The following is a 20,825-nucleotide window of genomic DNA, read 5'->3' as shown; positions in this document are numbered from 1 at the left end:
TCGAACGTGCTTTATAAGTGATATAGTTTGAAGCTGGCGTTGGCCGATTATCGGGTCGGACCTGATACTTTATGAGTAAAAGTTTCCGAAGTAATCAGCTGAAATGTTCCTGTTCCATCAGGCCAAGAAGATAGCCATGCATCTCGGTGATGTTGCTCTGCTGTTGGCGATAGCGTTCCTCTGCCGCCGCAAGCTGTGATCGTGCCTCTTGCAGGTTGGCTTGGTATGCTTGGTCGACATCGTGATCCGGATACCAGCGTTCTGAAAATTCACGCCGTGTCGGTGCGTTCTGGTCGTCATAGCGCGAAACATCGATGCTGGAATAATCGCGCGATACGGCATCGGCGATGTAATCAACACGCGCCTGGCCTCTCAAACCCAGCTTGTCTGCCTGATCGCTATATGTCCGCAGATGGCTGCCTCTATCGTGCGTCACCATTCCCCCGTTTTCATAAAGATATCCCAGAATCTGATCACCATTGGAAAACACGGCCCGGACGTCCGATTGACTGTCCGGATGATTTTTTTCCAGATAATCAACATGCCTTTGCGCACCTTCGCGGAATATGTCGACAGAGTCACGAATCCCCGGAATGATGGTTTTCTGACCTTCAAGCCATTTGTCGAAATCCGGTATCATGGCTTCATATTGATCCGCCGAAATTTCCTGCGCAATGCCACCGTCTTCGGTCTGGATGGGTTTGGGCGTATATCCGTCCTCGCGCATCGCCGCGATGCGCTCGCGCATTGGCGCATAGGCCTTCTCGTAATATTGTTCTAGATAAGGGCGCATTTCCGGATCGGAATACATTTCCTCGCTAAAGGTCGGATGCGACCCGTTTGAAGATTGCGTCGAAGACGCATAGGCAGCATTTGCGGAGCTGGCACTATATGTGTTTGTCAGGATGGTCATGATGCGTTCCCCATGCAATTGAGGAAACAATCCAAGCAATTAATATGCCGGGATTTACACGCAGAAGTTGCCATTCGAAGAGGGGGATTTGACCCGTCGCTATGCAAAAGAGTGCCGCCCACATCAAAGGAATAGGCAGAAAATGCATCTTGGACGGCAAAAAGCGCCATCGCGCAGTCAATGTGCGCGTTGCTCGAACCCGATAGGAAATGTTTGGCTGAAAATGGTGCTGCTGGGGAGATTTGAACTCCCGGCCTCTCCCTTACCAAGGGAGTGCTCTACCCCTGAGCTACAGCAGCCCTTTAAAAAGGCTGATCGTCGGGCAATGGTGCTGCTGGGGAGATTTGAACTCCCGGCCTCTCCCTTACCAAGGGAGTGCTCTACCCCTGAGCTACAGCAGCATCGAGCCCTTGCGGTGCGGGCGGGTTATAGGCCACTGGCTGGCAATTGGTCAAGCCCGAATTATGCGAAGATTTTTGATCTTGGTCGGATGGTGCAATTTTGTTGGTCAAGGCTGCATTCTGCCTCGGAATATTCTATAAAAGCCGGACCTTTGGAACCAGAAACGTATTGGCAAGATGACAGCACAGCAAAGCAAGCAATATCCCGCGACCAACGAAGAACGCAAAAAACGCGAAGCCGAAGCGCTGCGTGCCAATCTGGCGCGCCGAAAGCAGCAGCAGCGTTCGCGCAAGACGGTGGATCAGAATACCAAGGCGGACGAACAGGGCAGCGGTTCGGACGGTTCGGACAAGGATTAGTCCGCTTCCCACCGGTTTCGAAGCCCCATTTCAAGAAAAATACCAAATTGGCCCCGTCGCCCGCATCGTCCGGTTGATCTTGCATGCCCCGCGCGGGTAAAACCAAAGGCACAATGCCAATTTGCACAACAGGGGTGGCGATATGTCGGTAAGACCGGATCACTGGATACGCCAGATGGCGCAGGAAAAAGGCATGATCGAACCGTTTGTCGACGGTTTCCGGCGCGATGGCGTGATTTCCTACGGGGTCAGTTCCTATGGCTATGATGCCCGGGTTGCCGACGAATTCAAGATTTTCACCAATGTCGACTCGGCCATTGTCGATCCCAAGGAATTTTCCGATGCAGGGTTCGTCAATCGCCAGACCGATGTCTGCGTGATCCCGCCCAACAGTTTCGCCCTGGCGCGCACGGTCGAATATTTCCGTATCCCGCGCGATACGCTGGTGATCTGCCTTGGCAAGTCGACCTATGCGCGGTGCGGCATCATCGTCAATGTCACGCCGCTGGAACCGGAATGGGAAGGGCACGTCACCCTTGAATTTTCCAATACCACGCCGCTTCCGGCCCGCATTTACGCCAACGAAGGTGCCTGCCAGTTCATTTTCCTGAAAGCCGACAGCGAATGCGATACCTCCTATGCGGATCGCGCAGGAAAATATATGGGCCAAAAAGGTGTCACGCTGCCGCGCCTGTGATAAAGGCAATGGCATAAAGGCGGCATCGCCAAAGACACGAGTAACCGCCATGTCGCAATCGGCATGGTCATACGAGGATTGAATGGACAAGATCAAGATTTCCGGCGGTCGCCGCTTGCAGGGCAAAATTGCAATTGGCGGTGCCAAGAATGCGGCCCTTCCGCTAATGGCAGCAGCCCTTCTGACCGATGAGACGCTGACCCTTTCCAACCTGCCGCATCTGGCCGATATCACATCGATGGCCAACCTGTTGGGGCAGCATGGTGTCGCGTTGCATCTGAACGGCCATGCGCCCAATGGCGGCCATACCGGTCGGGTTCTGGAAATGACGGCCAGGGAAATCGCATCGACAACCGCACCCTATGATCTGGTCCGCAAAATGCGGGCATCGGTTCTGGTGCTGGGGCCGCTGGTGGCGCGGTGTGGTGTGGCACGTGTGTCGCTGCCCGGTGGCTGTGCGATTGGCAACCGTCCGGTTGACCTGCATCTGAAGGCGCTTGAAGCCATGGGTGCTGAAATCCACCTGACCGAGGGCTATATCGAAGCCCGCGCCCCCGAAGGGCTCAAGGGCGGGCATATCCTGTTCCCGCAGGTATCGGTTGGCGCGACCGAAAACGCCCTGATGGCGGCGTCCCTTGCCGATGGTGTGGTCACAATCGCCAATGCGGCCCGCGAACCCGAAGTCACCGATCTGGCCCATTGCCTTGTCGCGATGGGGGCCGAGATCGAAGGTATCGGCACCGATACGCTCAAAGTCACCGGCAAGCCGCGCCTGCATGGTGCGGAACATTCCGTCGTGCCGGACCGCATTGAAACCGGTACCTATGCCATTGCCGCCGCCATTACCGGGGGCGAGATCGAGCTGGTCGGAACAAAGGCCGAACTGATCGAAAGCCTGATCGTGTCGATGCGCAAGGCCGGTGTCGAGATCGAGGAAACCAAAGACGGCATGATCGTGCGCGGCAATCGCGCTGCCCTAAAGGGCGTTGACGTCATGACCGAACCCTATCCCGGCTTCCCGACCGACATGCAGGCGCAATTCATGGCCCTGATGGCAGTCGCCAATGGCGCATCCATGATCACCGAAACGATTTTTGAAAACCGTTTCATGCATGTCCCGGAACTGAGCCGCATGGGCGCTGATGTCAATGTGCATGGCCGATCCGCCATCGTGCGCGGCAGTGCCAAACTGTCGGGGGCCGAAGTCATGGCGACCGATCTGCGTGCATCGGTATCGATGGTACTTGCAGGCTTGGCAGCCGAGGGCGAGACGATTATTAACCGTGTCTATCATCTGGACCGCGGTTATGAGCGGCTGGAAGAAAAACTTGGCGCCTGCGGGGCGCAGATCGAACGTGTCCGTGTTCCTGCATAATTACCCTGCATAATGACATGGGCTATCGGCCAGCAGGCCGGGACAGACAGATAAACGCGTAAGGCGACTGATTGATGAGTGACGAAAAGCTGGTGCTGGCCCTGCCAAAGGGGCGCATTCTAGACGAGGTAATGCCGCTGGTGCGTGCCGCCGGGATCGAACCGGAAGCAGCATTTGACGATCCGAAATCCCGGGCCCTGCGTTTCGCCACCAATCATCCGCATATCGATATCATCCGTGTGCGCAGCTTTGACGTTGCAACATTTGTTGCCTTTGGGGCGGCGCATATCGGTGTCTGCGGCAATGACGTCCTGATGGAATTCGATTATTCCGAAATTTATGCCCCGCTTGATCTCGATATCGGGCATTGCCGCCTTGCCGTGGCCGAACCCGAAGAAATGATCGATGGCGATGATCCGTCGCGCTGGTCGCATGTCCGTGTTGCCACCAAATATCCCAATGTCACCCGCAATCATTTTGCCGCGCGCGGGGTTCAGGCCGAATGCATCAAGCTGAACGGGGCGATGGAACTGGCACCAACCCTTGGCCTGTGCCGTCGTATCGTTGACCTTGTGTCGACCGGTAATACGCTTAAGGCCAACGGGCTTCGCGAAATCGAACATATTGCCGATGTCACCTCGCGCCTGATCGTCAACCGGGCGGCACTTAAAACCCGCCCGACCGAAGTTCAGCCCTGGATTGACCGTTTCTCCGAGGTGCGCAATGCCGATTAAACTTTCGATCACCGATGCCGATTTCGAAGAAGGCTTTGTCAAACTGCTTGGCATGAAGCGGGAATCGGACGCCGATGTTGATGCCGCGGTTGCCGATATCATTGCCGATGTCCGTGCGCGCGGTGACGAAGCGGTGTGTGATTACACCAACAAGTTTGACCGCCTGAATATTGATGCCGCCGGTATGATTGTGACAAAGGACGAAGTCGATGCTGCGATTGCCGCAATCGATGCGGATCTTCTGAAATCGCTGAAACTGGCCGCTGAACGCATTCGTTCCTACCATGACCGGCAAATGCCGTCTGATGAACGTTATACCGATGCAACCGGGGTCGAACTCGGTTGGCGCTGGCGTCCGGTATCGGCTGCCGGGCTTTATGTGCCCGGTGGGCTGGCATCCTATCCGTCTTCGGTGCTGATGAACGCCATTCCGGCCAAGGTTGCCGGTGTGGAACGTCTGGTGATGGTCGTCCCCACCCCCGACAATAAAATGAACCCGCTGGTTCTGGCCGCCGCATGGATTGCCGGGGTGGATGAAATTTACCGTATCGGCGGGGCGCAGGCGATTGCCGCATTGGCCTATGGGACGCAAACCATCAAGCCGGTCGACAAGATCGTTGGTCCGGGCAATGCCTTTGTCGCGGCCGCAAAGCGTCGCGTTTTCGGGCAGGTCGGGATTGACATGATTGCTGGCCCGTCGGAAATCCTTGTTGTTGCCGATGGCAGCAATGATCCGAGCTGGGTCGCGGCCGATCTTCTGTCGCAGGCCGAACATGATCCGGTCGCGCAGTCGATCCTGATTACCGATGATGCGGATTTTGCTGATCGCGTTCAGGACGCCATTGATGCCCATCTTGAAAAACTGCCGCGTGCTGAAATCGCCGGGGCAAGCTGGCGCGACTTTGGTGCAATTGTCTTGGTCGAAAATCTGACGCAGGCTGCGGCTTTGGTTGACCGGATCGCACCGGAACATCTTGAACTGGCTGTGGATGACCCGGACGCACTTGCCGAAGACATTCACCATGCCGGTGCCATTTTCCTGGGCCGTTACACGCCCGAGGCGATTGGCGATTATGTTGCCGGGCCGAACCATGTTCTGCCAACCGCCCGTTCGGCGCGTTTCTCGTCGGGTCTGGGTGTGCTTGATTTCATCAAGCGGTCGTCATTGATCAAATGCACGCCTGAAAGTCTGGCCAAGATCGGCCCGGCGGCGATTGCACTGGCCGAAAGCGAAGGTTTGCAGGCACACGGACTTTCTGTGGCGATCCGGTCCAACCGCATGTAAGCTGTTGCAGTGCAGCGCCGAGGGATCGCAGGGAGACTAAGATGGCAGAAATTGCAGATAACCAATGCATTGCCGGTATCTATCTCGACGAGAAATACAAGGTGCGTCGCCGCCCCGAGGTCGAGCACGAGCAGGCGGTGGCCATCTATGACCTTCTCGAAGAAAACCATTTCGCGCCAAAAGGCGGCTTCGAAGGTCCGTATTCGGTTCACATGCGCATCGAAGACAACCGCATCTATATGGATGTGCGCGGCGATGACGATACCGAAAACCTGACCACCATTGTCGTGCCGTTAACCCCGTTCCGCCGGATCGTGAAGGATTACTTCATGATCTGCGAAAGCTATTATGACGCGATCAAAAAGGCGAGCGCCGCACAGATCGAAACCATCGATATGGCGCGCCGCGGCCTGCATAACGAAGGATCCGAACAGCTTCGTGAACTGCTGTCGGAAAAGGTGACGATTGATGAAAACACCGCGCGTCGCCTGTTTACCCTGATCTGCGTCCTTCATATCCGGGGTTAGGGCACGGTGGCAGAAGAACTCCCCGGTTCGGTTCTTTTTGCCTGTAGCTTCAACGCTGTAAGATCCGTGATGGCGGCTGCGCTTATGCGTCACTATCACGGAACGAAGGTATATGTTGAATGCTGCGGCTTGCGTGCCGGTGATCTTGATGGCTTTGCCGTCGCGGTCATGGAAGAAATCGGGCTGGATATCTCGACCTATAAATCCAAGACATTTGACGAACTGGAAGACGGGTTCTTTGATCTGATCATCACCCTGTCACCAGAAGCCCAGCACAGGGCGGTTGAAATGACCCGCACCATGGCCTGTGATGTCGAATTCTGGAATACGTTCGATGCCACAATTGTCGAAGGTTCACGCGAAATCCGCCTTGAAGCCTATCGGCAGGTCCGCGACCAGATCAAAAAACGCATCCTTGAACGTTTCCCGGTTGGCCCTGCACCCAAGGTTTGACCCCCAAGGTTTAAACAGACGCCCCGTACGGGCCGTCAATCAGCGCGTCAAACGCATCCCCGTCCAGCACATGAATGCGTTCATCATGGGCATGCCGCATGCCGATACGGGCATAAAACCGCTGCCCGATGACGTTTTCGGCATCGACTGACAGGCGGATATAATGCTGGCCACGTGTTCGGGCCCGTTCGGCAACCTTTGCAATCAGATGACGGGCAAAACCGCCCCCACGATATTCCGGGGCGACAAACAGGTCCTGAATGTAAATTCCGGCCTTGCCACGAAATGTCGAATAGCTCGGAAAATAAAGGCAAAGTGCAACCGGTGTATCCCCGTTATGCGCAATCAGGGCCTCGAACGCCGGGTTGGGGCCAAAACCATCGCGCGCCAGATCTTCCGCTGTGCTTTTGAATTTATCCTCGCACCCGGTCGCACGGGCAATTTCAAACAGCATGGCATGGATATCGTCAACATCCTGTGCGGTTGCGGGCCGGATTTGGGGCGGGTTGACGGGATGGGGATGATTGGCGGTCATGCTCAGGGTCCTTGATGGGGGCCTTGGAACCATAAAGGGGATCGGTCATGGGAAACAACATGATTTCCCGGTGCGGGGTCATGCCATCACGCAGGGCATGATTGAAATGCAGTGCTGGGCCGCTTTGTCCCTTGCGTGAAAGGGCTTGACCTTTTTGCGCGTTCGGAGCAGTTTGCGGGCCACCGGTAATTGGTATTGCAATACGAAAGCTAGGAGTCTCATGGCTAAAGAAGACGTTATCGAGTTTCAGGGCACTGTTGTCGAACTTCTGCCCAATGCGATGTTTCGCGTGAAGCTGGACAATGATCACGAAATTCTTGCTCATACCTCGGGCAAGATGCGCAAGAACCGCATTCGTGTTCTTGCTGGTGACCGCGTCAGCGTCGAAATGACGCCTTATGACCTGACCAAGGGTCGTATTACCTTCCGTTTCAAGTAATCCGGAACCTGTAATACCGCAAAAATTGACGTTGCCGGGCGCGCAGTTTAGGTTTGCGCGCAAGGTTGCGTTTTGCTGTGTCTACAACCCTTCTGGTTTGGCTTTGGATGTCTGTGGGGAGCCGCGACTTGTCGAAACTGATTTTGGCCTCTGCATCGCCGCGGCGTCTTGAGCTGCTGGCACAGATCGGAATTGTGCCAGATCAGGTTATCCCTGCTGATATCGACGAAACTCCGCATGATGATGAAAGCCCCCGTCGGCTTGCCTTGCGCCTGGCCGAGGAAAAGGCACGTGCAATTGCCGCCGGCCATGCGGGATGTTTTGTTCTTGCCGCTGACACGGTTGTGGCCTGTGGCCGTCGCGCCTTGGGCAAGGCGACCGATACGAACGAGGCCCGCAAATTCCTCTCGCTGCTTTCCGGTCGACGTCACCGTGTTTATGGTGGTCTTTGCGTGGTTGCGCCTGATGGTACGACCCGCGCGCGCGTGATCGAAACACAGGTGATTTTCCGCCGCCTTGGCGATGACGATCTTGCGCGCTATCTGGCCTATGACGAATGGCAGGGCAAGGCCGGCGCTTATGCCATTCAGGGATATGCCGCAACGTTTGTTAAAAGCATCACCGGGTCCTATTCCAATGTCGTTGGCCTGTCGCTGTGCGAGGCTGACGGGATGCTGCGCGGTCTTGGTTTCAAACAGGGGATGTGATCATGGTGGCTGGCGGAACAGAAACAGACCGCCTGCTGATTGATGCCGTCGCATGCGAACGGCGCATCGCCCTGATCCGCAATGACCGGCTGGCGCGTTTATGGATTGATCGCGGTGGCCCGGCGCGGTTTGATATCCATCTGGGCCGTGTTTCGAAAATTCTTCCTGAAATGGCTGCGGCCATGGTGGTTCTTGACGGTGTCGACGATGGTCTGCTGCCGTTTGATCGCATTGACGGCCCGCTTCATGAAGGCCAATGGGTCATCGTGCAGATTTCCCGCCTCGGGTTCGAGGATAAAGGCCCGAAATTGACCGGCCGCATCGCGATAGAGGGGCTGGGCATGATCCTGCGCCCGAACGAGCATCCCACCGACGCAAAGCGCGGCGGTCTGTTGGAACTCCCCCGCAAGCTCAAGGACGAAAACCGGCGTGCGGTGCTCATGACCCTGTTCAAGGGGCTGATCGCCCGCGAAGAAGGCATCACGCTGCGCAGTCTGGCAATCGATTGGGATGACGGCGCATTGGCAGGCGAACTTGGACAGCTTCGGGCTGTGTGGAAACGCGCCCAGGCGGCCCTTGCATCACCGGCAAAGCCGGTTGTGGTTTTCAAGGCATTGTCGGATGCCGATCAGCTGATCGAACGCCACGTGATGGCGGGCGGCGAATGCATTGTTGATGGTTCGGATGAATTTGTTCGTTTGCGTGGATTGTTGCGCGTACGTGGTTTGGATGATGCGCACCTGATCCGTCATGACGGCGCGCGCCTGCTGTTTGATGATCAGGATATCGAAGACGATATCGCAACCGCCCTGCAACCGCGTGTGCCGCTTCCGGGCGGTGGCTGGATCGCCGTCGAACAGACGACCGCACTTTGTGCGATTGATGTCAATGCGGGCGGATCGGATTCCGACAATGATCAGGCAAGGCGGGCAGAGCGGGTCAACTTGCGCGCAGCACCCGAAATTGTCCGCCAATTGCAGTTGCGCAATATTGGCGGTCTGGTGGTGATTGATCCGCTTCGCATGGCGGGCAAGGCATCGCGCGACCGGTTCGAAACCGCCCTTCGCGATGCCTTTGGCCCGGAAATGAGCGGTGCGGTCCAGTTTGGCGGTTTTACCCGGCTGGGCCTGTTTGAACTGACCCGGCAGCGCGGCGGTATTGCCCTTGTCGATTTGATGCAAGGCAGGCTGCCTGATCCGATGCCGACGCGAACGGCAGCATTGAATTTTGTGCTGCGTTCCGTGATTCGCGATATGCGCAGCGGGCAGGGCGGACAGGGCGGGCGATACAGGCTTTATCTGTCAAAGGGCCTTGTCGCGGACCTTGCGCCGGGAAGCCACGGGCAACAAATTCTTGAACGTGCGATGGGGATGGCGCCGGAACTGGCCGCCGACGAAAGCCTTTCGCGCGCTGACTACAGGCTGGAGAAACTCTGATATGGTTGAAAAAAACACAGTTAAAACAGCAGGCTCGGGCTGTGCCATGTGCGGCAAGCCGGTGGTGGAAAAATACAAGCCGTTCTGCTCGAAACGCTGCGCTGATCTCGACCTCGGCAAATGGCTCAATGAAAGCTATGCCGTCCCGGCGACCGAACCGCCGGAGTATCTTGAAGACCTTGAAGATGAAGAAGATTTTCGCGCATAAAAAAAATGCGATTTGAGGCTGGACAAGCCCCGAAGGAGTTTGTATAACCCCGCTCGTTCCGCAGGGAACGCTCCGGAAACGGAGACGCTTAAAGAACGCCCGGGTAGCTCAGTTGGTAGAGCAGTGGACTGAAAATCCGCGTGTCGGTGGTTCGAATCCGCCCCCGGGCACCATCTTTAGGTAGCCCAAAACGACCCGGCCATTGGCCGGGTTTTTTTGTGTCTTGTTTTCCTCGATTTGCGCGAAATTTAAAGCCAAACTATGAAATCGACGGATTCGCCAGTTTTGTCCTTTCCGGATGCGACAAGGTTATAGCGATCATCTACATAAAACTTTCCAGACGCGAGATCACCGTTGGTACAATCGATTGACCAGATGCCTTGCTCGGGAAAATCGAACTTTGTTAGTTCGATTTTCGTCATGCAACTGGAGCTTTCTGCACCAGAGAATTTTAAAGTCCCGCCGCCAGATACAATGTCGACATCAGTTTTCAGATAACCTTCTGTCAGCTTGCTACCCCATGTCATGGCCGTTGTTTTGTAGTCCGGCCATTTATTGTTGCGATCAAGTCAACTGGCTTGTTCTGGGTTTTTGGCTTTTGGAGTGCATTCCATCGTTGGCAGGTTTTGCGCTGCAACCGCATATGCGTCGCGGTTTTCGACCAGCGTGATCTGCGATGTCAGCTTTTCCATATCAAGCGGTTTTGACCCGCAATAAATAGCGTTAACAACAGCATCTATGCCGCCACGGTCATTGTCATAGATTTTGCTATTGCTCGTCGCCCTGAAACCAAACATGGCTACCTGACAACTGGTATCATCAGAGAGCTTGGCGTCGGCCATGTACCCCATCGACTTGCCATTCTGGTTTGATACCTTTTTCAGGTTCGAAACCTCGATGCTGCGTTCTCTGAAATGGGATGTGAATTCTTCCCGATTATCAAGATCCTGTTCAACACTCTGCTTAAACCAGACGTCGAAAGTGTATTGAAGAGTTACATATCCCTGACCACACGCCAGCTCCCACTTTTCGTTCTGGACCTGACCATTATTGCGGTCATTCTGTTCCAGCTTCGTGACTGGTACCGAGGAAACGGATGGCACATTAAATCGCGATTTGCCAATCGGCATCTCTTGCCATTCCGAAAATGCATAATCACGCGTGGTCTGGCATGCGCTCAGAACTAATGCTCCGGCAATTACTGCCAGAAAAGTAAATTTATCAAATTTCATATTCTATCCCTCAATTAACGTCCAGGTTCAGAATAGCAACTGGGGGATGCCTCGCAACCTGTCCGAAAGTGTGGGGTGGTGCGGATTACAGGCAAAGTTTTAAGGAGAATTGCAAGCAACGGTACCTTTTTCACCCTCGACGAATTTGCGATTTGTCCGAGTGTTTTGACGATTCCTCATACTTTTCCGGCTCAAACGAATCTCTCGGGATGATCCGGGATCAGGAATCCGGACAGCAGACGGCGGATGCTTGGCGTCGTCATGGCCCCTTCCCCGGAAACCCCGACACAGCGCGGGCTGTCACCATTCCCGCCGACAGACGGCCTTTCCACCTTGCTCTGGTCACTCTCGGCCCAAACGGCATTTTCGGCAACGGATGTGGCCCGGACAAACTTCGGGCCTTCGCCATCCTCGCCAACCGACGGCTCTCGGGCTTCTGACCCGCTCTGATCACTTTCGGCCCTGATGGCATTTCCGGCAACCGGTTCGGCCCGGACACACTTCGGGCGTCTGTCATTCGCGCCAAAGACGGACTTCGTGCGCACGGCCCCACCTTTCCACCATCGGCGGGCCAAAGCCCGCTGCTGCCATCGCTGCCGCCTCCGGCAAATCGGGGGTCCTTTCCCCGACAAGACGCACCTCTCCCGTCATGATAAATAAGCGTATTAAAAGCGTGTTAGAACGAACGCGGAATGCCGCCGTAATGGCTCCGCCATCCGCCGACCCATATCCTGCGGATTACCCCACAGTCCTGTCTGTTTCTTTGTTCCCGCATTCTGATCACCTCTTTGATCCGGTCCCAAACGCAAAACCCCGCAAAGCACAAGGCTTTGCGGGGTTCGGTCCGGGTGTATTTCTCCCGTTGACTTTTATCGTATGCCATAAATAAAAGAACAAATCAAGAACTTTTTTGAAAAACTTTATATGCCGTCAGAAAAGGGGAGGGAATCGCGGGCAACGGCACCTTTTCACCCTCGACAAATTTGCGATTCGTCCGGGTGTTTTGATGATTCCTCATACCTTTGCTGCTCAAACGAACGTATCGCGTCGGTTCGGTTTTCAAATGAAAACAACCGTGCGCGCAAGATGTCAGCCGCAACATTAACGCTTGAAAAGAGACAGTTATGTCAGGAATGTTGCGGAAATTTTACATCCCGTTACCATGATGTCTGGCGGCTGGTTTCAAACTGCTGAAACACAAATCGGGCTATGACGTTATGGCAGACAGCGTGTTCTGCGCTGCAATAACAAACATCCAGGGGACCCTGATGGCCGAAAAGCAGATCGAGATCGAACTGAAGCTCCGTATCGATCCGAAACATGTATCGCGTTTGAAGCAGGCACCCGTCCTGCGCGAGGTCAAGGAAGGCCGCCGTCTTCTGACCACCCATCTTGTGTCCATCTATCACGACACCCCCAAACTTTCGCTGGCCCGCAAGGGGTTGGCGTTGCGTGTGCGCAAGAAGGGAACGAACGGGTGGGAGCAGACCGTCAAGGCATCAAACGGACTGCGCGAAGCCCTGCCGGAACGTCATGAATGGAATGTCGAACTGCCCGATGGCGTTCTTGATCTGGATAAATTCACCGATGAAGACGTCGTCGGGCTGCTTGATAAGCACGTTAAAAAGAAAAAGATCGAACGGATTTTTGAAACCGATCTGAAACGCAGTGCGGTTGATCTGACCTATCGCGACGCGATCATGGAACTGGCAATCGATCAGGGTGTGGTGCGCACCGCGGAAAAAGAATCACCCCTGTCCGAGGTGGAGCTGGAGCTGAAGGAAGGCCATCCCGCCGCCCTGTTTGATCTGGCACTTGAACTGCAACGCACCGTACCCCTTTTCCTGAGCCTGCGCTCAAAGGCATCGCGCGGACGGGCGCTTTATCTTAACGAGACACCAGGCTTCTATAAGGCCCCTCCGGTCGGGCTTGCTGCCGATATGTCGGCCGAAATTTCGTTTCGGGCGGTTCTTGCGCAAGGGCTTCGGATGATCCTTGGCAACGAGGTCTGCGTGCGTGATGACCTTCATGTCGAAGGCTGCCATCAGATGCGGGTGGGGATGCGCCGCCTTCGGGTGGCGTTCAACCTGTTTAAGAAAAACCTGCCGCAGGGCGAGGCTGTTCTGATCCGCCGCCTGCTGAAACATTGCACCAAGGCGCTTGATGGCCTGCGCGACTGGGATGTTTTCCTGACCGAAACCCTGCCGATGGTCGAGGAACGGTTTCCCGATCATCCCGGCGTCGCCGATCTGCGCAAGGCTGCCGCCAAGCAGCGCGAAGCGGCCTTGGTAATCGCGCGCGAAATGCTTGAAAGTTTCGAGTATCAGCAGCTTTTACTGTTGCTTGGCGCATGGTCGAGTTATTCGCGCTGGGCATCGGGGGCGGATGCCAGCCAGATGAAGGCGATGTCTGCACCTGTCACAAAACTGGCAGAACCGCTGTTGAGCCGGGCCTATAAACGCGTGACCAAACGCGGCGGCGACGTTGGCAAGCTTACGGTGCCACAACTTCACGCCTTGCGTCTGGATGTCAAACAGATGCGCTATGGCAGCGATTTCTTTGGCGAGGTTTATGCGGCCAAACCGGTCAATAAATTCCGCAAGGAACTGACGGGTTTGCAGGAAATTCTTGGCTGGCTGAATGATGTTGCCGTGGCAGAATCCCGCCTGATGGCCTTGCGGCCGCAGCTTTCCAAAGACGGCATGATCGCCATTGGCCTGATTTCCGGCTGGTTCGGTGCACGCGCCGATCATCGCCTTCAGGGACTTGATAAGGCATGGAAGAAATTCGAAAAGCAGAAACCGTTCTGGAAGTAGCCCGCCCGGCAAATCGAAACCGGGCGGCGGCTAGGTCGCTGCCCGTTTCATATCCTGATAAGCCGCCAGCGCCCGCTCACGGCCTTCTTTGACCCCGATCAGGGGCTCGGGATAGCTCTGCCCCAAATCCACCCCTGCGGCCTTCAGGATCAGCGGGGATGCTTCCCACGGCTTATGGATATATTGCGCGGGCATATCGGAAAGTTCCGGGACCCATTGCCGGACGTAACGGCCGTCCGGGTCAAATTTCTCGCCTTGCAGGACCGGATTGAAAATCCGGAAATAGGGGGCGGCATCGGCACCACAGCCCCCAATCCATTGCCAGGAAAACGGATTATTGGCCGGGCAGGCATCGACAAGCGTATCGTCGAACCATGCCAGACCTTCGCGCCAATGGATCAGAAGGTGTTTGACCAGAACCGACCCGACAATCATCCGCACCCGGTTATGCATATAGCCGGTATGCCAAAGTTCCCGCATTCCGGCATCGACAATCGGAAAACCGGTTTGCCCGCGTTGCCAGCGTTCAAGCGCCTTCGGATCATCATCCCACGGGAAATCGGTGAATTGCCCCTGAAGCGGCACGGATTTCAAATCCCTGGCATGAAACAGGATGTGATGGGCAAATTCCCGCCAACCCAGTTCGGCCATGAATTTTGATGCGGTTTTGCCTTGGCCGGGATGGGCGTCGGCATAATGGTTTGCCGCGTGCCACACCTGCCGCGGGCTGATTTCCCCAAACCGCAGATGCGGGGACAGTTCCGACGTCACCCGATGATCGGGCCGGTCGCGCAGGTCGGCGTAATCAGAAAGCCTGCCATCAATAAATTCATGTAGCTGATCCATCGCGCCCTGTTCACCCGGCGTGAACCGATCGGCAAAGCCGGTGGCCCAGTCAAACGGCTTGGGCGACAGATCAAGCCCGGCAATATCTGCTTCATCGCTCAGTTGCAGATCGCCAAGCGGGATGCTTTCAGGGGCTTTTTTGGGTTCTGCCGGGGGTGGCAGTTTCAAACACGCCCGCCAGAACGGACTGAAAACCTTGAAGTCCGTTCCGGCCCCGGTTTTGACTTCCCATGGTTCATACAGCAATTGACCATTGAAGCTTTCGCATTCGATATTCTGATCGCGCAAGGATGATTTGATATCAGCATCGCGCGCGATGGACGCCTTGTCATAAAGCCGGTTCCAGAAAAGCGCGCCGATTTTGTGATCAGTTTGCAACTGATTGAAAACGTCCCGCGCATCCGATCTGAAAACCCGCAGACAGGGGGCCTTTTTTCCGGCCACTGTTGCAAGGCTTTCATCAAGACGCGTCAGGGTTTTTTCCAGCCACCAGCGCGTCGCCCCGCCCAATTGGGCATCAATCACCCGATCAAGGATAAATACCGGAAGCACGATGCCGTTATTTTGCTGAGCCCACTTTACGCTGGCGTTCAATGCCGGGTTGTCGGCAAGACGAAGGTCATTGCGAAACCACATGATGGCAATCGGTGCGGCAGAAGCAGAAGGCATCCGGGAACTCGTACCTTGGGGGAGGGAGGGGGCAAAAGGGTGAGAGAGCACATCGACTGTGACAGCATAGAGGGATGTCGATGCGCTCTCTCTGGCTCGGGGTACATCATCATGTACGGCGGACCAGATTGATCAGTTCATCGAAACTTTGCGAAATCACATTCTTTTTCCATCCGGCAAATCCAAGCACCAGTCCGTGGGGCAGGTTGCCGCGATTTTGTGTCGATTTATCATGATAGTAGGATGAAAGCGCCCGGCAATCGAGTTGCGCCTTGACCATCTGGTCCTGCAATTCCACATCGTCCTGGTCACCGATAAGGCGCGTGCAAAGATGCAATCCCCCATCCGATGGCAGGACCTGCAAAATATCGCTGGCGCGTGTCTCGATCAGGTCACGCAGATGCGCCCGGCGCTCACCATAACTCAGCCGCATCTTGCGGACATGGCCGCCAAAATGCCCCTCGGCAAAAAATGCGGCCAGTGCCGCCTGTGCCGTTGGGGCAGGCACACCATCGGCAAAGCCCCGCATCCCGCGAAATGCCGGGATCAGGTCAGGTGGCAAAACCAGATATCCAAGCCGAATACCGGGAAACAGGACGCGCGAAAACGTGCCGACATAAAGCACGCGATTTTGCCGGTCCAAGCCCTGAAGGGACGATAACGGCGGTCCGTCATAGCGATAATCGCTGTCATAATCGTCTTCGACGATCCACGCATCATGGGCATCCGCCCATGCCAAAAGGGAAAGACGACGGGCAAGCGACAATGTCGTGCCCAGCGGGTAATTGCGCGATGGCGTCGTGACCACAATGCGCGCCGGGGGCCCCTGATCAAGCCTGTCGACCTGCAATCCATCGGCATCGACCGGGATCGGCAGCAACGTCGCGCCACTGGCGGCAAGGACCCCGCGAATGCCTTCATAACCGGGGTCTTCGGTTGCGATCACGTCACCCGGATCCACAAGCGCACGCGCAATCAGGTCAAGTGCCTGCTGCGCACCTGAAACAATCATCACCTGATCGGCATCGCATTTGACCCCACGGGACTGGCGCAGCCACTTGGCAACTTCATCGCGCAATGCCGGCATGCCAAGCGGATCAACCGGAATGGTCAGGTCAAGGGCAGGTGCCCGCCAGCTTCGGCGCAGCAACCGCGCCCAGACATCAAACGGAAAGGCATCAAGATCGGGGGTTGCCGGGTTAAACGGACGCGCCATGCGAAACCGTGGAAACCGTCGATCATAGGCCAGCATGCGGGTTGCACTTTGGCTAAGCCGTGGAAGGTTTGCGGATTTACGGGCCTGATCGGCCGAGGCGGGCAGGGTGGTCGCCGTCATTTCCCTGTCGGGCAGGCTACTGGCAACGAAACTTCCGGCCCCGATCCGGGTTTCGAGATACCCTTCTGATACCAGAAGATCAAAACTCGTCACCACCGTATTGCGCGAAATGCCAAGGCTTTTGGCCAGATCACGGCTGGCGGGTAACTTTTCACCCGGATGCAGTCGCCCGTCCAGAATGGCCTGGCGGATGCCAAGATAAAGCCGGCGATAGGCCGCATCGCCGTTCTCATCGCCTGCCGTGGCTGCATGGCTGGGATAGATCCAGGTAAAGTCGCTGCGCATGGTGGCCTATCAAAAATCAGGTTCAGCAAAATTGGTTCTATCAAAATTATTATAACGGACCTTTGATAAAGTCCAATTCTACCGATGATGACGCCAGCCCGTTGCGCCACCACAAGTTACAGAGAAACAGAAAATGCCTGATACCACCGAGCTTCCCGAACAGTACGAAGTCCATCCTGCGACCAAAGTGGTGCGTGGGCCGAAACGCGCCAGTTATGATCGTAAACTCGTGCATGGCATTATCGACGATGCCCTGATCTGCCATGTCGGAACCGTTGTGAATGGTCGCCCCTCGATGATCCCGACCGCGCATTGGCGCGTGGGGGAACGGATTTATATCCATGGCGCATCCAAGAACCGCATTCTGGCGACCATCGCCAATGGCGCAGAAGCCTGCCTGTGCATCACCCATCTGGATGGCCTGGTGATGGCGCGTTCGGCCTTCCATCACTCGGCCAATTACCGGTCGGTCGTGATTTACGGCAGGGGCGAAATTGTGGCCGATCCGGAAGGCAAAATGGAACATTCCCGACTGTTTGTTGAAAAGCTGTCCAAAGGCCGTTGGGAGCAGATCCGTCATCCCAACGAACAGGAGCTCAAGGCCACTATGTTTCTTGGTTTTGACCTGAACGAGGTATCGGCCAAGGTCCGTAGCGGTGATCCGGTGGATGACGAGGATGATTACGGCTGGCCGGTCTGGGCCGGGGTTTTGCCCTGCAAGAATGTCTGGGGCGAGCCGGTGGCAGATACCCGCCTTGATCCGGCCTATTCCGGACTGGTTGCCAAAGCACCGGAATAAACAAAAAGGCAGCCCGATGACTGCCTTTTTAAATCGGAACAGGTCGGGCTTTAACCCGCCAGCGCAACCGCGATTTTTGCGCCAAGGACCGCATTGTTGCGCACCAGCGCAATATTGGCTTCAAGGCTTTTGCCCTTGGTATGCTGGGTCACGCGTTCCAGAAGGAAGGGCGTGACTTCGCGACCATGGATGTTAAGGCCCTTGGCTTCGATCAGCGCACTGTCAATCGCATGTTCGATGGCATCAAGTTCGAGCGCCTTGTCCGCAGGCGGCGGGTTGCCGATCACAGCCCCGCCTTCAAGACCAAAGTCCCATTTGGATTTCAGGAACTCGGCAATCTCGGCCGGGCTATCAAGGCGGATCGGGGCTTTCTGGCCGCTTTTGACGGTATAGAAGGCCGGGAATTCATCGGTGCCATATGAAATGACCGGCACGCCCAGCGTTTCAAGATGTTCAAGCGTCATCGGAATATCAAGGATTGCCTTGGCACCCGCGCAGACGACGGCAACGCTGGTTTTGCCAAGTTCGGTCAGATCGGCCGAGATATCAAAACTTGCCGCAAGTTCGCGGTGAACCCCGCCAATCCCTCCGGTGGCAAAGACCTTGATCCCGGCTTTTTCCGCCAGAATCATGGTTGCTGAAACGGTGGTGGCCCCATCGCGTTTTTTGGCGATGCAGAACGGGATGTCGCGGCGCGACAGTTTCAGAATGTCGGTGCCCTTGGCAAAATATTCCAGTTCCGACGGCGACAGGCCGATTTTGCAACGCCCGCCGATCACCGCAATGGTGGCCGGGATCGCGCCATTATCGCGCACGTCCTGTTCGACCGCCTGCGCGGTTTCAAGGTTCTGCGGATAGGGCATCCCGTGCGAGATGATGGTGGATTCAAGGGCTACAACCGGCTTGCCCGCCGCAAGGGCTTCGGCAACTTCCGGGGCGATATCGATAAAGTCCGACATTCAAAATGCTCATGGTTGAGTTAAAGTTTTAAAGGTCAGGATTACGCGGATCAGTTTGTAAAATCTACCCCAAACAGATCATGGCTGTTGTGTGCGGACAAACAAAAACGGCCGCCCCATCGGGACGGCCGTTTTGCAAAACAAAGCGTAAAGCTTAGTTCTTTTCTTTGTCGACGAGCTGGTTGGCAGCAATCCACGGCATCATCGCGCGCAGCTTGGTGCCAACTTCTTCGATTTCGTGTTCGGCGTTCAGGCGACGGGTTGCCTTGAACATCGGCTGGCCGCAATGCATTTCCTGAACGAAGTCACGAACGAATTTGCCTTCCTGAATGTCGGCAAGAACTTCTTTCATGCGTTCTTTGACCGATGCGTCGATCACGCGCGGGCCGGTGACATAGTCGCCGTATTCTGCGGTGTTCGAGATCGAATAACGCATGTTGGCCATACCGCCTTCATACATCAGGTCGACGATCAGTTTCACTTCGTGCAGGCATTCGAAATAGGCCATTTCCGGAGCATAACCAGCTTCGGTAAGGGTCTCAAAACCGTATTTGATCAGCTGGGTCAGGCCGCCACAAAGAACAGCCTGTTCGCCGAACAGGTCGGTTTCGCATTCTTCGCGGAAGGTGGTTTCGATCACGCCCGAACGGCCGCCACCGATTGCCGATGCATAGGAAAGTGCGAGTTCAAGCGCGTTGCCCGACGCGTTCTGTTCGATGGCAACGAGGCAAGGCACACCACCGCCACGTTTGTATTCGGAACGAACCGTGTGGCCCGGGCCTTTAGGTGCGATCATCATGACGTCAAGATCAGCACGCGGCTCGATCAGGCCGAAATGAACGTTAAGGCCGTGTGCGAACAGAAGGGCGGCACCGTCTTTCAGGTTGTCGCGCAGTTCGTTGGCATAGATCGCAGCCTGATGTTCATCCGGGGTCAGGATCATGACAACATCTGCCCATGCGGCGGCTTCGGCCGGGGTCATGGTTTTCAGGCCGGCATTTTCAGCCTTCTTGCGCGAGCTGGAACCTTCACGAAGGCCGACAACAACGTCTTTAACGCCCGAATCATGAAGGTTCAGTGCATGGGCATGGCCCTGCGAACCGTAACCGATGATGGCAACTTTTTTGGTCTTGATCAGATTAACATCTGCATCGCGGTCGTAATAAACACGCATCTTTCGATACCTCTGGACGTTGGACCACGCGATTTTTCTTTGCGTGGCGGATGGATCAAATTGTTAAAGCGGGACTGCCAAGGCACCCCCGGCGAACTCACATCGTCAGCGTGCCGCGCGAAATTGCTGCGACACCCGTGCGCGAAGTTTCCGAAAGCCCCAACGGCTCCATCAATTTGATGAAAGCGTCAATTTTTTCCGGGCTTCCGATGATTTCGAAGACGAAGGAACTGTTGGTCGCATCGACTGCGCGGGCCTTGAAGATATCGGCAATACGCAGGGACTCGACGCGCTTTTCACCCGATGCAATCACCTTGACCAGGGCAAGTTCACGTTCAACGCACGGTCCCGAAAGGGTCAGATCGCTGACCTTGTGAACCGGCACCAGACGTGAAAGCTGTGCCTTGATCTGTTCGATCACCATGGGCGTACCCGAGGTGACAACAGTGATGCGCGACTGATGGGAACTGGCGTCAACCTCGGCCACGGTCAGGCTTTCGATGTTATAGCCACGACCGGAAAACAGGCCGATGACACGGGCCAGAACGCCTGCTTCGTTATCCACCAGAACGGATATCGTGTGTTTCGAAATTTCGGTTTCTCTCACGGGTCTTGCTCCGCTAGGGCGCGGGCGGGCGC

Annotated in this window: 22 protein-coding genes and 3 tRNA genes; 14 read left to right on the top strand and 11 right to left on the bottom strand. The window is 55.8% G+C overall.

Translation table 11 applies throughout. The features are described from left to right. Positions 1–94: 94 nt before the first annotated feature. The 3 genes from ABIE64_RS09530 to ABIE64_RS09520 all read right to left on the bottom strand — a co-directional run bounded on the left by ABIE64_RS09530 (position 95) and on the right by ABIE64_RS09520 (position 1,314). Positions 95–913 (bottom strand): hypothetical protein, encoded by an 819-nt coding sequence (locus ABIE64_RS09530; protein ID WP_354377265.1) that lies wholly within the window; start codon positions 911–913, stop codon positions 95–97. Positions 914–1,137: 224 nt separating this feature from the next. Continuing rightward, positions 1,138–1,212: transfer RNA gene (locus ABIE64_RS09525), tRNA-Thr, on the bottom strand. 27 nt (positions 1,213–1,239) lie between these two features. Then, a tRNA-Thr gene (locus tag ABIE64_RS09520) sits at positions 1,240–1,314 on the bottom strand. 177 nt (positions 1,315–1,491) lie between these two features. On the opposite strand from ABIE64_RS09520, the gene ABIE64_RS09515 reads away from it, so the two are divergent. From ABIE64_RS09515 to ABIE64_RS09485, 7 genes are all read left to right on the top strand, one after another. After that, positions 1,492–1,674: a hypothetical protein gene (locus ABIE64_RS09515; protein WP_007092067.1), complete on the top strand. Its 183-nt coding sequence runs from the start codon at positions 1,492–1,494 to the stop codon at positions 1,672–1,674. Between the two features lie 142 nt (positions 1,675–1,816). Beyond that, positions 1,817–2,371, top strand: coding sequence for a dCTP deaminase (dcd, locus tag ABIE64_RS09510; RefSeq protein WP_354377264.1), 555 nt, complete (start codon positions 1,817–1,819; stop codon positions 2,369–2,371). An 82-nt stretch (positions 2,372–2,453) separates the two neighbouring features. Further along, entirely contained in the window at positions 2,454–3,746 is a 1,293-nt protein-coding gene (gene murA, locus ABIE64_RS09505) for a UDP-N-acetylglucosamine 1-carboxyvinyltransferase (protein ID WP_007092065.1), read from the top strand. A 74-nt stretch (positions 3,747–3,820) separates the two neighbouring features. After that, positions 3,821–4,480: an ATP phosphoribosyltransferase gene (hisG, locus tag ABIE64_RS09500; protein WP_354377263.1), complete on the top strand. Its 660-nt coding sequence runs from the start codon at positions 3,821–3,823 to the stop codon at positions 4,478–4,480. Then, positions 4,470–5,765 carry a histidinol dehydrogenase gene (gene hisD / locus ABIE64_RS09495; RefSeq protein WP_354377262.1) on the top strand — a complete coding sequence of 432 codons (1,296 nt, stop codon included), beginning with the start codon at positions 4,470–4,472 and terminating at the stop codon, positions 5,763–5,765. Before hisG ends, hisD begins: the two co-directional genes overlap by 11 nt. Before the next feature lie 50 nt (positions 5,766–5,815). Further along, complete coding sequence (locus tag ABIE64_RS09490) at positions 5,816–6,292, top strand: UPF0262 family protein (protein WP_167332761.1); 477 nt, start codon at positions 5,816–5,818, stop codon at positions 6,290–6,292. 6 nt (positions 6,293–6,298) lie between these two features. Continuing rightward, positions 6,299–6,745: an arsenate reductase ArsC gene (locus tag ABIE64_RS09485; protein ID WP_007092061.1), complete on the top strand. Its 447-nt coding sequence runs from the start codon at positions 6,299–6,301 to the stop codon at positions 6,743–6,745. 10 nt (positions 6,746–6,755) lie between these two features. Here the strand turns inward: ABIE64_RS09485 and ABIE64_RS09480 are convergent, their stop codons facing one another. Beyond that, positions 6,756–7,280: a GNAT family N-acetyltransferase gene (locus ABIE64_RS09480; protein WP_354377261.1), complete on the bottom strand. Its 525-nt coding sequence runs from the start codon at positions 7,278–7,280 to the stop codon at positions 6,756–6,758. A 220-nt stretch (positions 7,281–7,500) separates the two neighbouring features. On the opposite strand from ABIE64_RS09480, the gene infA reads away from it, so the two are divergent. From infA to ABIE64_RS09455, 5 genes are all read left to right on the top strand, one after another. Then, positions 7,501–7,719 carry a translation initiation factor IF-1 gene (gene infA / locus ABIE64_RS09475; RefSeq protein ID WP_007092059.1) on the top strand — a complete coding sequence of 73 codons (219 nt, stop codon included), beginning with the start codon at positions 7,501–7,503 and terminating at the stop codon, positions 7,717–7,719. Positions 7,720–7,847: 128 nt separating this feature from the next. Next, a complete protein-coding gene (locus ABIE64_RS09470) occupies positions 7,848–8,426 on the top strand; it encodes a Maf family protein (RefSeq protein WP_354377260.1) in 579 nt (192 codons plus the stop codon). A 2-nt stretch (positions 8,427–8,428) separates the two neighbouring features. Then, positions 8,429–9,862, top strand: coding sequence for a ribonuclease E/G (locus ABIE64_RS09465; RefSeq protein ID WP_354377259.1), 1,434 nt, complete (start codon positions 8,429–8,431; stop codon positions 9,860–9,862). Position 9,863: 1 nt separating this feature from the next. Next, entirely contained in the window at positions 9,864–10,070 is a 207-nt protein-coding gene (locus ABIE64_RS09460) for a DNA gyrase inhibitor YacG (protein WP_354377258.1), read from the top strand. A 97-nt stretch (positions 10,071–10,167) separates the two neighbouring features. Further along, positions 10,168–10,243, top strand: a tRNA-Phe gene (locus tag ABIE64_RS09455). Positions 10,244–10,639: 396 nt separating this feature from the next. Here ABIE64_RS09455 and ABIE64_RS09450 read toward each other — a convergent pair. Further along, positions 10,640–11,302, bottom strand: a complete 663-nt coding sequence (locus tag ABIE64_RS09450) for a hypothetical protein (protein ID WP_354377257.1) — start codon at positions 11,300–11,302, stop codon at positions 10,640–10,642. 191 nt (positions 11,303–11,493) lie between these two features. Further along, entirely contained in the window at positions 11,494–11,847 is a 354-nt protein-coding gene (locus tag ABIE64_RS09445) for a hypothetical protein (protein WP_354377256.1), read from the bottom strand. A gap of 723 nt (positions 11,848–12,570) precedes the next feature. On the opposite strand from ABIE64_RS09445, the gene ABIE64_RS09440 reads away from it, so the two are divergent. After that, on the top strand, positions 12,571–14,118 hold the full coding sequence (locus ABIE64_RS09440; RefSeq protein ID WP_354377255.1) for a CYTH and CHAD domain-containing protein: 1,548 nt from the start codon (positions 12,571–12,573) through the stop codon (positions 14,116–14,118). A gap of 30 nt (positions 14,119–14,148) precedes the next feature. On the opposite strand, the gene ABIE64_RS09435 is transcribed toward ABIE64_RS09440, so the two are convergent. Together ABIE64_RS09435 and pdxR are read right to left on the bottom strand one after the other, a co-directional pair. Then, positions 14,149–15,633 carry a cryptochrome/photolyase family protein gene (locus ABIE64_RS09435; RefSeq protein ID WP_354377254.1) on the bottom strand — a complete coding sequence of 495 codons (1,485 nt, stop codon included), beginning with the start codon at positions 15,631–15,633 and terminating at the stop codon, positions 14,149–14,151. A 109-nt stretch (positions 15,634–15,742) separates the two neighbouring features. Continuing rightward, positions 15,743–17,254 carry a MocR-like pyridoxine biosynthesis transcription factor PdxR gene (gene pdxR, locus ABIE64_RS09430; RefSeq protein WP_354377253.1) on the bottom strand — a complete coding sequence of 504 codons (1,512 nt, stop codon included), beginning with the start codon at positions 17,252–17,254 and terminating at the stop codon, positions 15,743–15,745. 133 nt (positions 17,255–17,387) lie between these two features. On the opposite strand from pdxR, the gene ABIE64_RS09425 reads away from it, so the two are divergent. After that, positions 17,388–18,053 carry a pyridoxamine 5'-phosphate oxidase family protein gene (locus ABIE64_RS09425; RefSeq protein ID WP_354377252.1) on the top strand — a complete coding sequence of 222 codons (666 nt, stop codon included), beginning with the start codon at positions 17,388–17,390 and terminating at the stop codon, positions 18,051–18,053. A gap of 50 nt (positions 18,054–18,103) precedes the next feature. Here ABIE64_RS09425 and ABIE64_RS09420 read toward each other — a convergent pair whose 3' ends face one another. From ABIE64_RS09420 to ilvN, 3 genes are all read right to left on the bottom strand, one after another. Then, entirely contained in the window at positions 18,104–19,012 is a 909-nt protein-coding gene (locus tag ABIE64_RS09420; protein WP_354377251.1) for a pseudouridine-5'-phosphate glycosidase, read from the bottom strand. Positions 19,013–19,166: 154 nt separating this feature from the next. Continuing rightward, entirely contained in the window at positions 19,167–20,186 is a 1,020-nt protein-coding gene (gene ilvC / locus ABIE64_RS09415; protein WP_007092048.1) for a ketol-acid reductoisomerase, read from the bottom strand. Between the two features lie 97 nt (positions 20,187–20,283). Next, positions 20,284–20,793, bottom strand: a complete 510-nt coding sequence (gene ilvN / locus ABIE64_RS09410) for an acetolactate synthase small subunit (protein WP_007092047.1) — start codon at positions 20,791–20,793, stop codon at positions 20,284–20,286. Positions 20,794–20,825 lie beyond the last annotated feature (32 nt).

Source organism: Thalassospira sp. MBR-102 (assembly GCF_040549275.1).
Classification (GTDB): Bacteria; Pseudomonadota; Alphaproteobacteria; order Rhodospirillales; family Thalassospiraceae; genus Thalassospira; species Thalassospira xiamenensis.
The sequence above is the reverse complement of the archived record's forward strand: the minus strand, read 5'-3'. Positions and strand labels throughout refer to the sequence as shown.

Excerpts from the sequence above, each read along its gene's own strand:
- ABIE64_RS09530 (WP_354377265.1), bottom strand. The coding sequence starts at position 913 with ATGACCATCCTGACAAACACATATAGTGCCAGCTCCGCAAATGCTGCC.
- ABIE64_RS09515 (WP_007092067.1), top strand. The coding sequence starts at position 1,492 with ATGACAGCACAGCAAAGCAAGCAATATCCCGCGACCAACGAAGAACGC.
- dcd (WP_354377264.1), top strand. The coding sequence starts at position 1,817 with ATGTCGGTAAGACCGGATCACTGGATACGCCAGATGGCGCAGGAAAAA.
- murA (WP_007092065.1), top strand. The coding sequence starts at position 2,454 with ATGGACAAGATCAAGATTTCCGGCGGTCGCCGCTTGCAGGGCAAAATT.
- hisG (WP_354377263.1), top strand. The coding sequence starts at position 3,821 with ATGAGTGACGAAAAGCTGGTGCTGGCCCTGCCAAAGGGGCGCATTCTA.
- hisD (WP_354377262.1), top strand. The coding sequence starts at position 4,470 with ATGCCGATTAAACTTTCGATCACCGATGCCGATTTCGAAGAAGGCTTT.
- ABIE64_RS09480 (WP_354377261.1), bottom strand. The coding sequence starts at position 7,280 with ATGACCGCCAATCATCCCCATCCCGTCAACCCGCCCCAAATCCGGCCC.
- infA (WP_007092059.1), top strand. The coding sequence starts at position 7,501 with ATGGCTAAAGAAGACGTTATCGAGTTTCAGGGCACTGTTGTCGAACTT.
- ABIE64_RS09465 (WP_354377259.1), top strand. The coding sequence starts at position 8,429 with ATGGTGGCTGGCGGAACAGAAACAGACCGCCTGCTGATTGATGCCGTC.
- ABIE64_RS09460 (WP_354377258.1), top strand. The coding sequence starts at position 9,864 with ATGGTTGAAAAAAACACAGTTAAAACAGCAGGCTCGGGCTGTGCCATG.
- ABIE64_RS09450 (WP_354377257.1), bottom strand. The coding sequence starts at position 11,302 with ATGAAATTTGATAAATTTACTTTTCTGGCAGTAATTGCCGGAGCATTA.
- ABIE64_RS09440 (WP_354377255.1), top strand. The coding sequence starts at position 12,571 with ATGGCCGAAAAGCAGATCGAGATCGAACTGAAGCTCCGTATCGATCCG.
- ABIE64_RS09435 (WP_354377254.1), bottom strand. The coding sequence starts at position 15,633 with ATGCCTTCTGCTTCTGCCGCACCGATTGCCATCATGTGGTTTCGCAAT.
- pdxR (WP_354377253.1), bottom strand. The coding sequence starts at position 17,254 with ATGCGCAGCGACTTTACCTGGATCTATCCCAGCCATGCAGCCACGGCA.
- ABIE64_RS09425 (WP_354377252.1), top strand. The coding sequence starts at position 17,388 with ATGCCTGATACCACCGAGCTTCCCGAACAGTACGAAGTCCATCCTGCG.
- ABIE64_RS09420 (WP_354377251.1), bottom strand. The coding sequence starts at position 19,012 with ATGTCGGACTTTATCGATATCGCCCCGGAAGTTGCCGAAGCCCTTGCG.
- ilvC (WP_007092048.1), bottom strand. The coding sequence starts at position 20,186 with ATGCGTGTTTATTACGACCGCGATGCAGATGTTAATCTGATCAAGACC.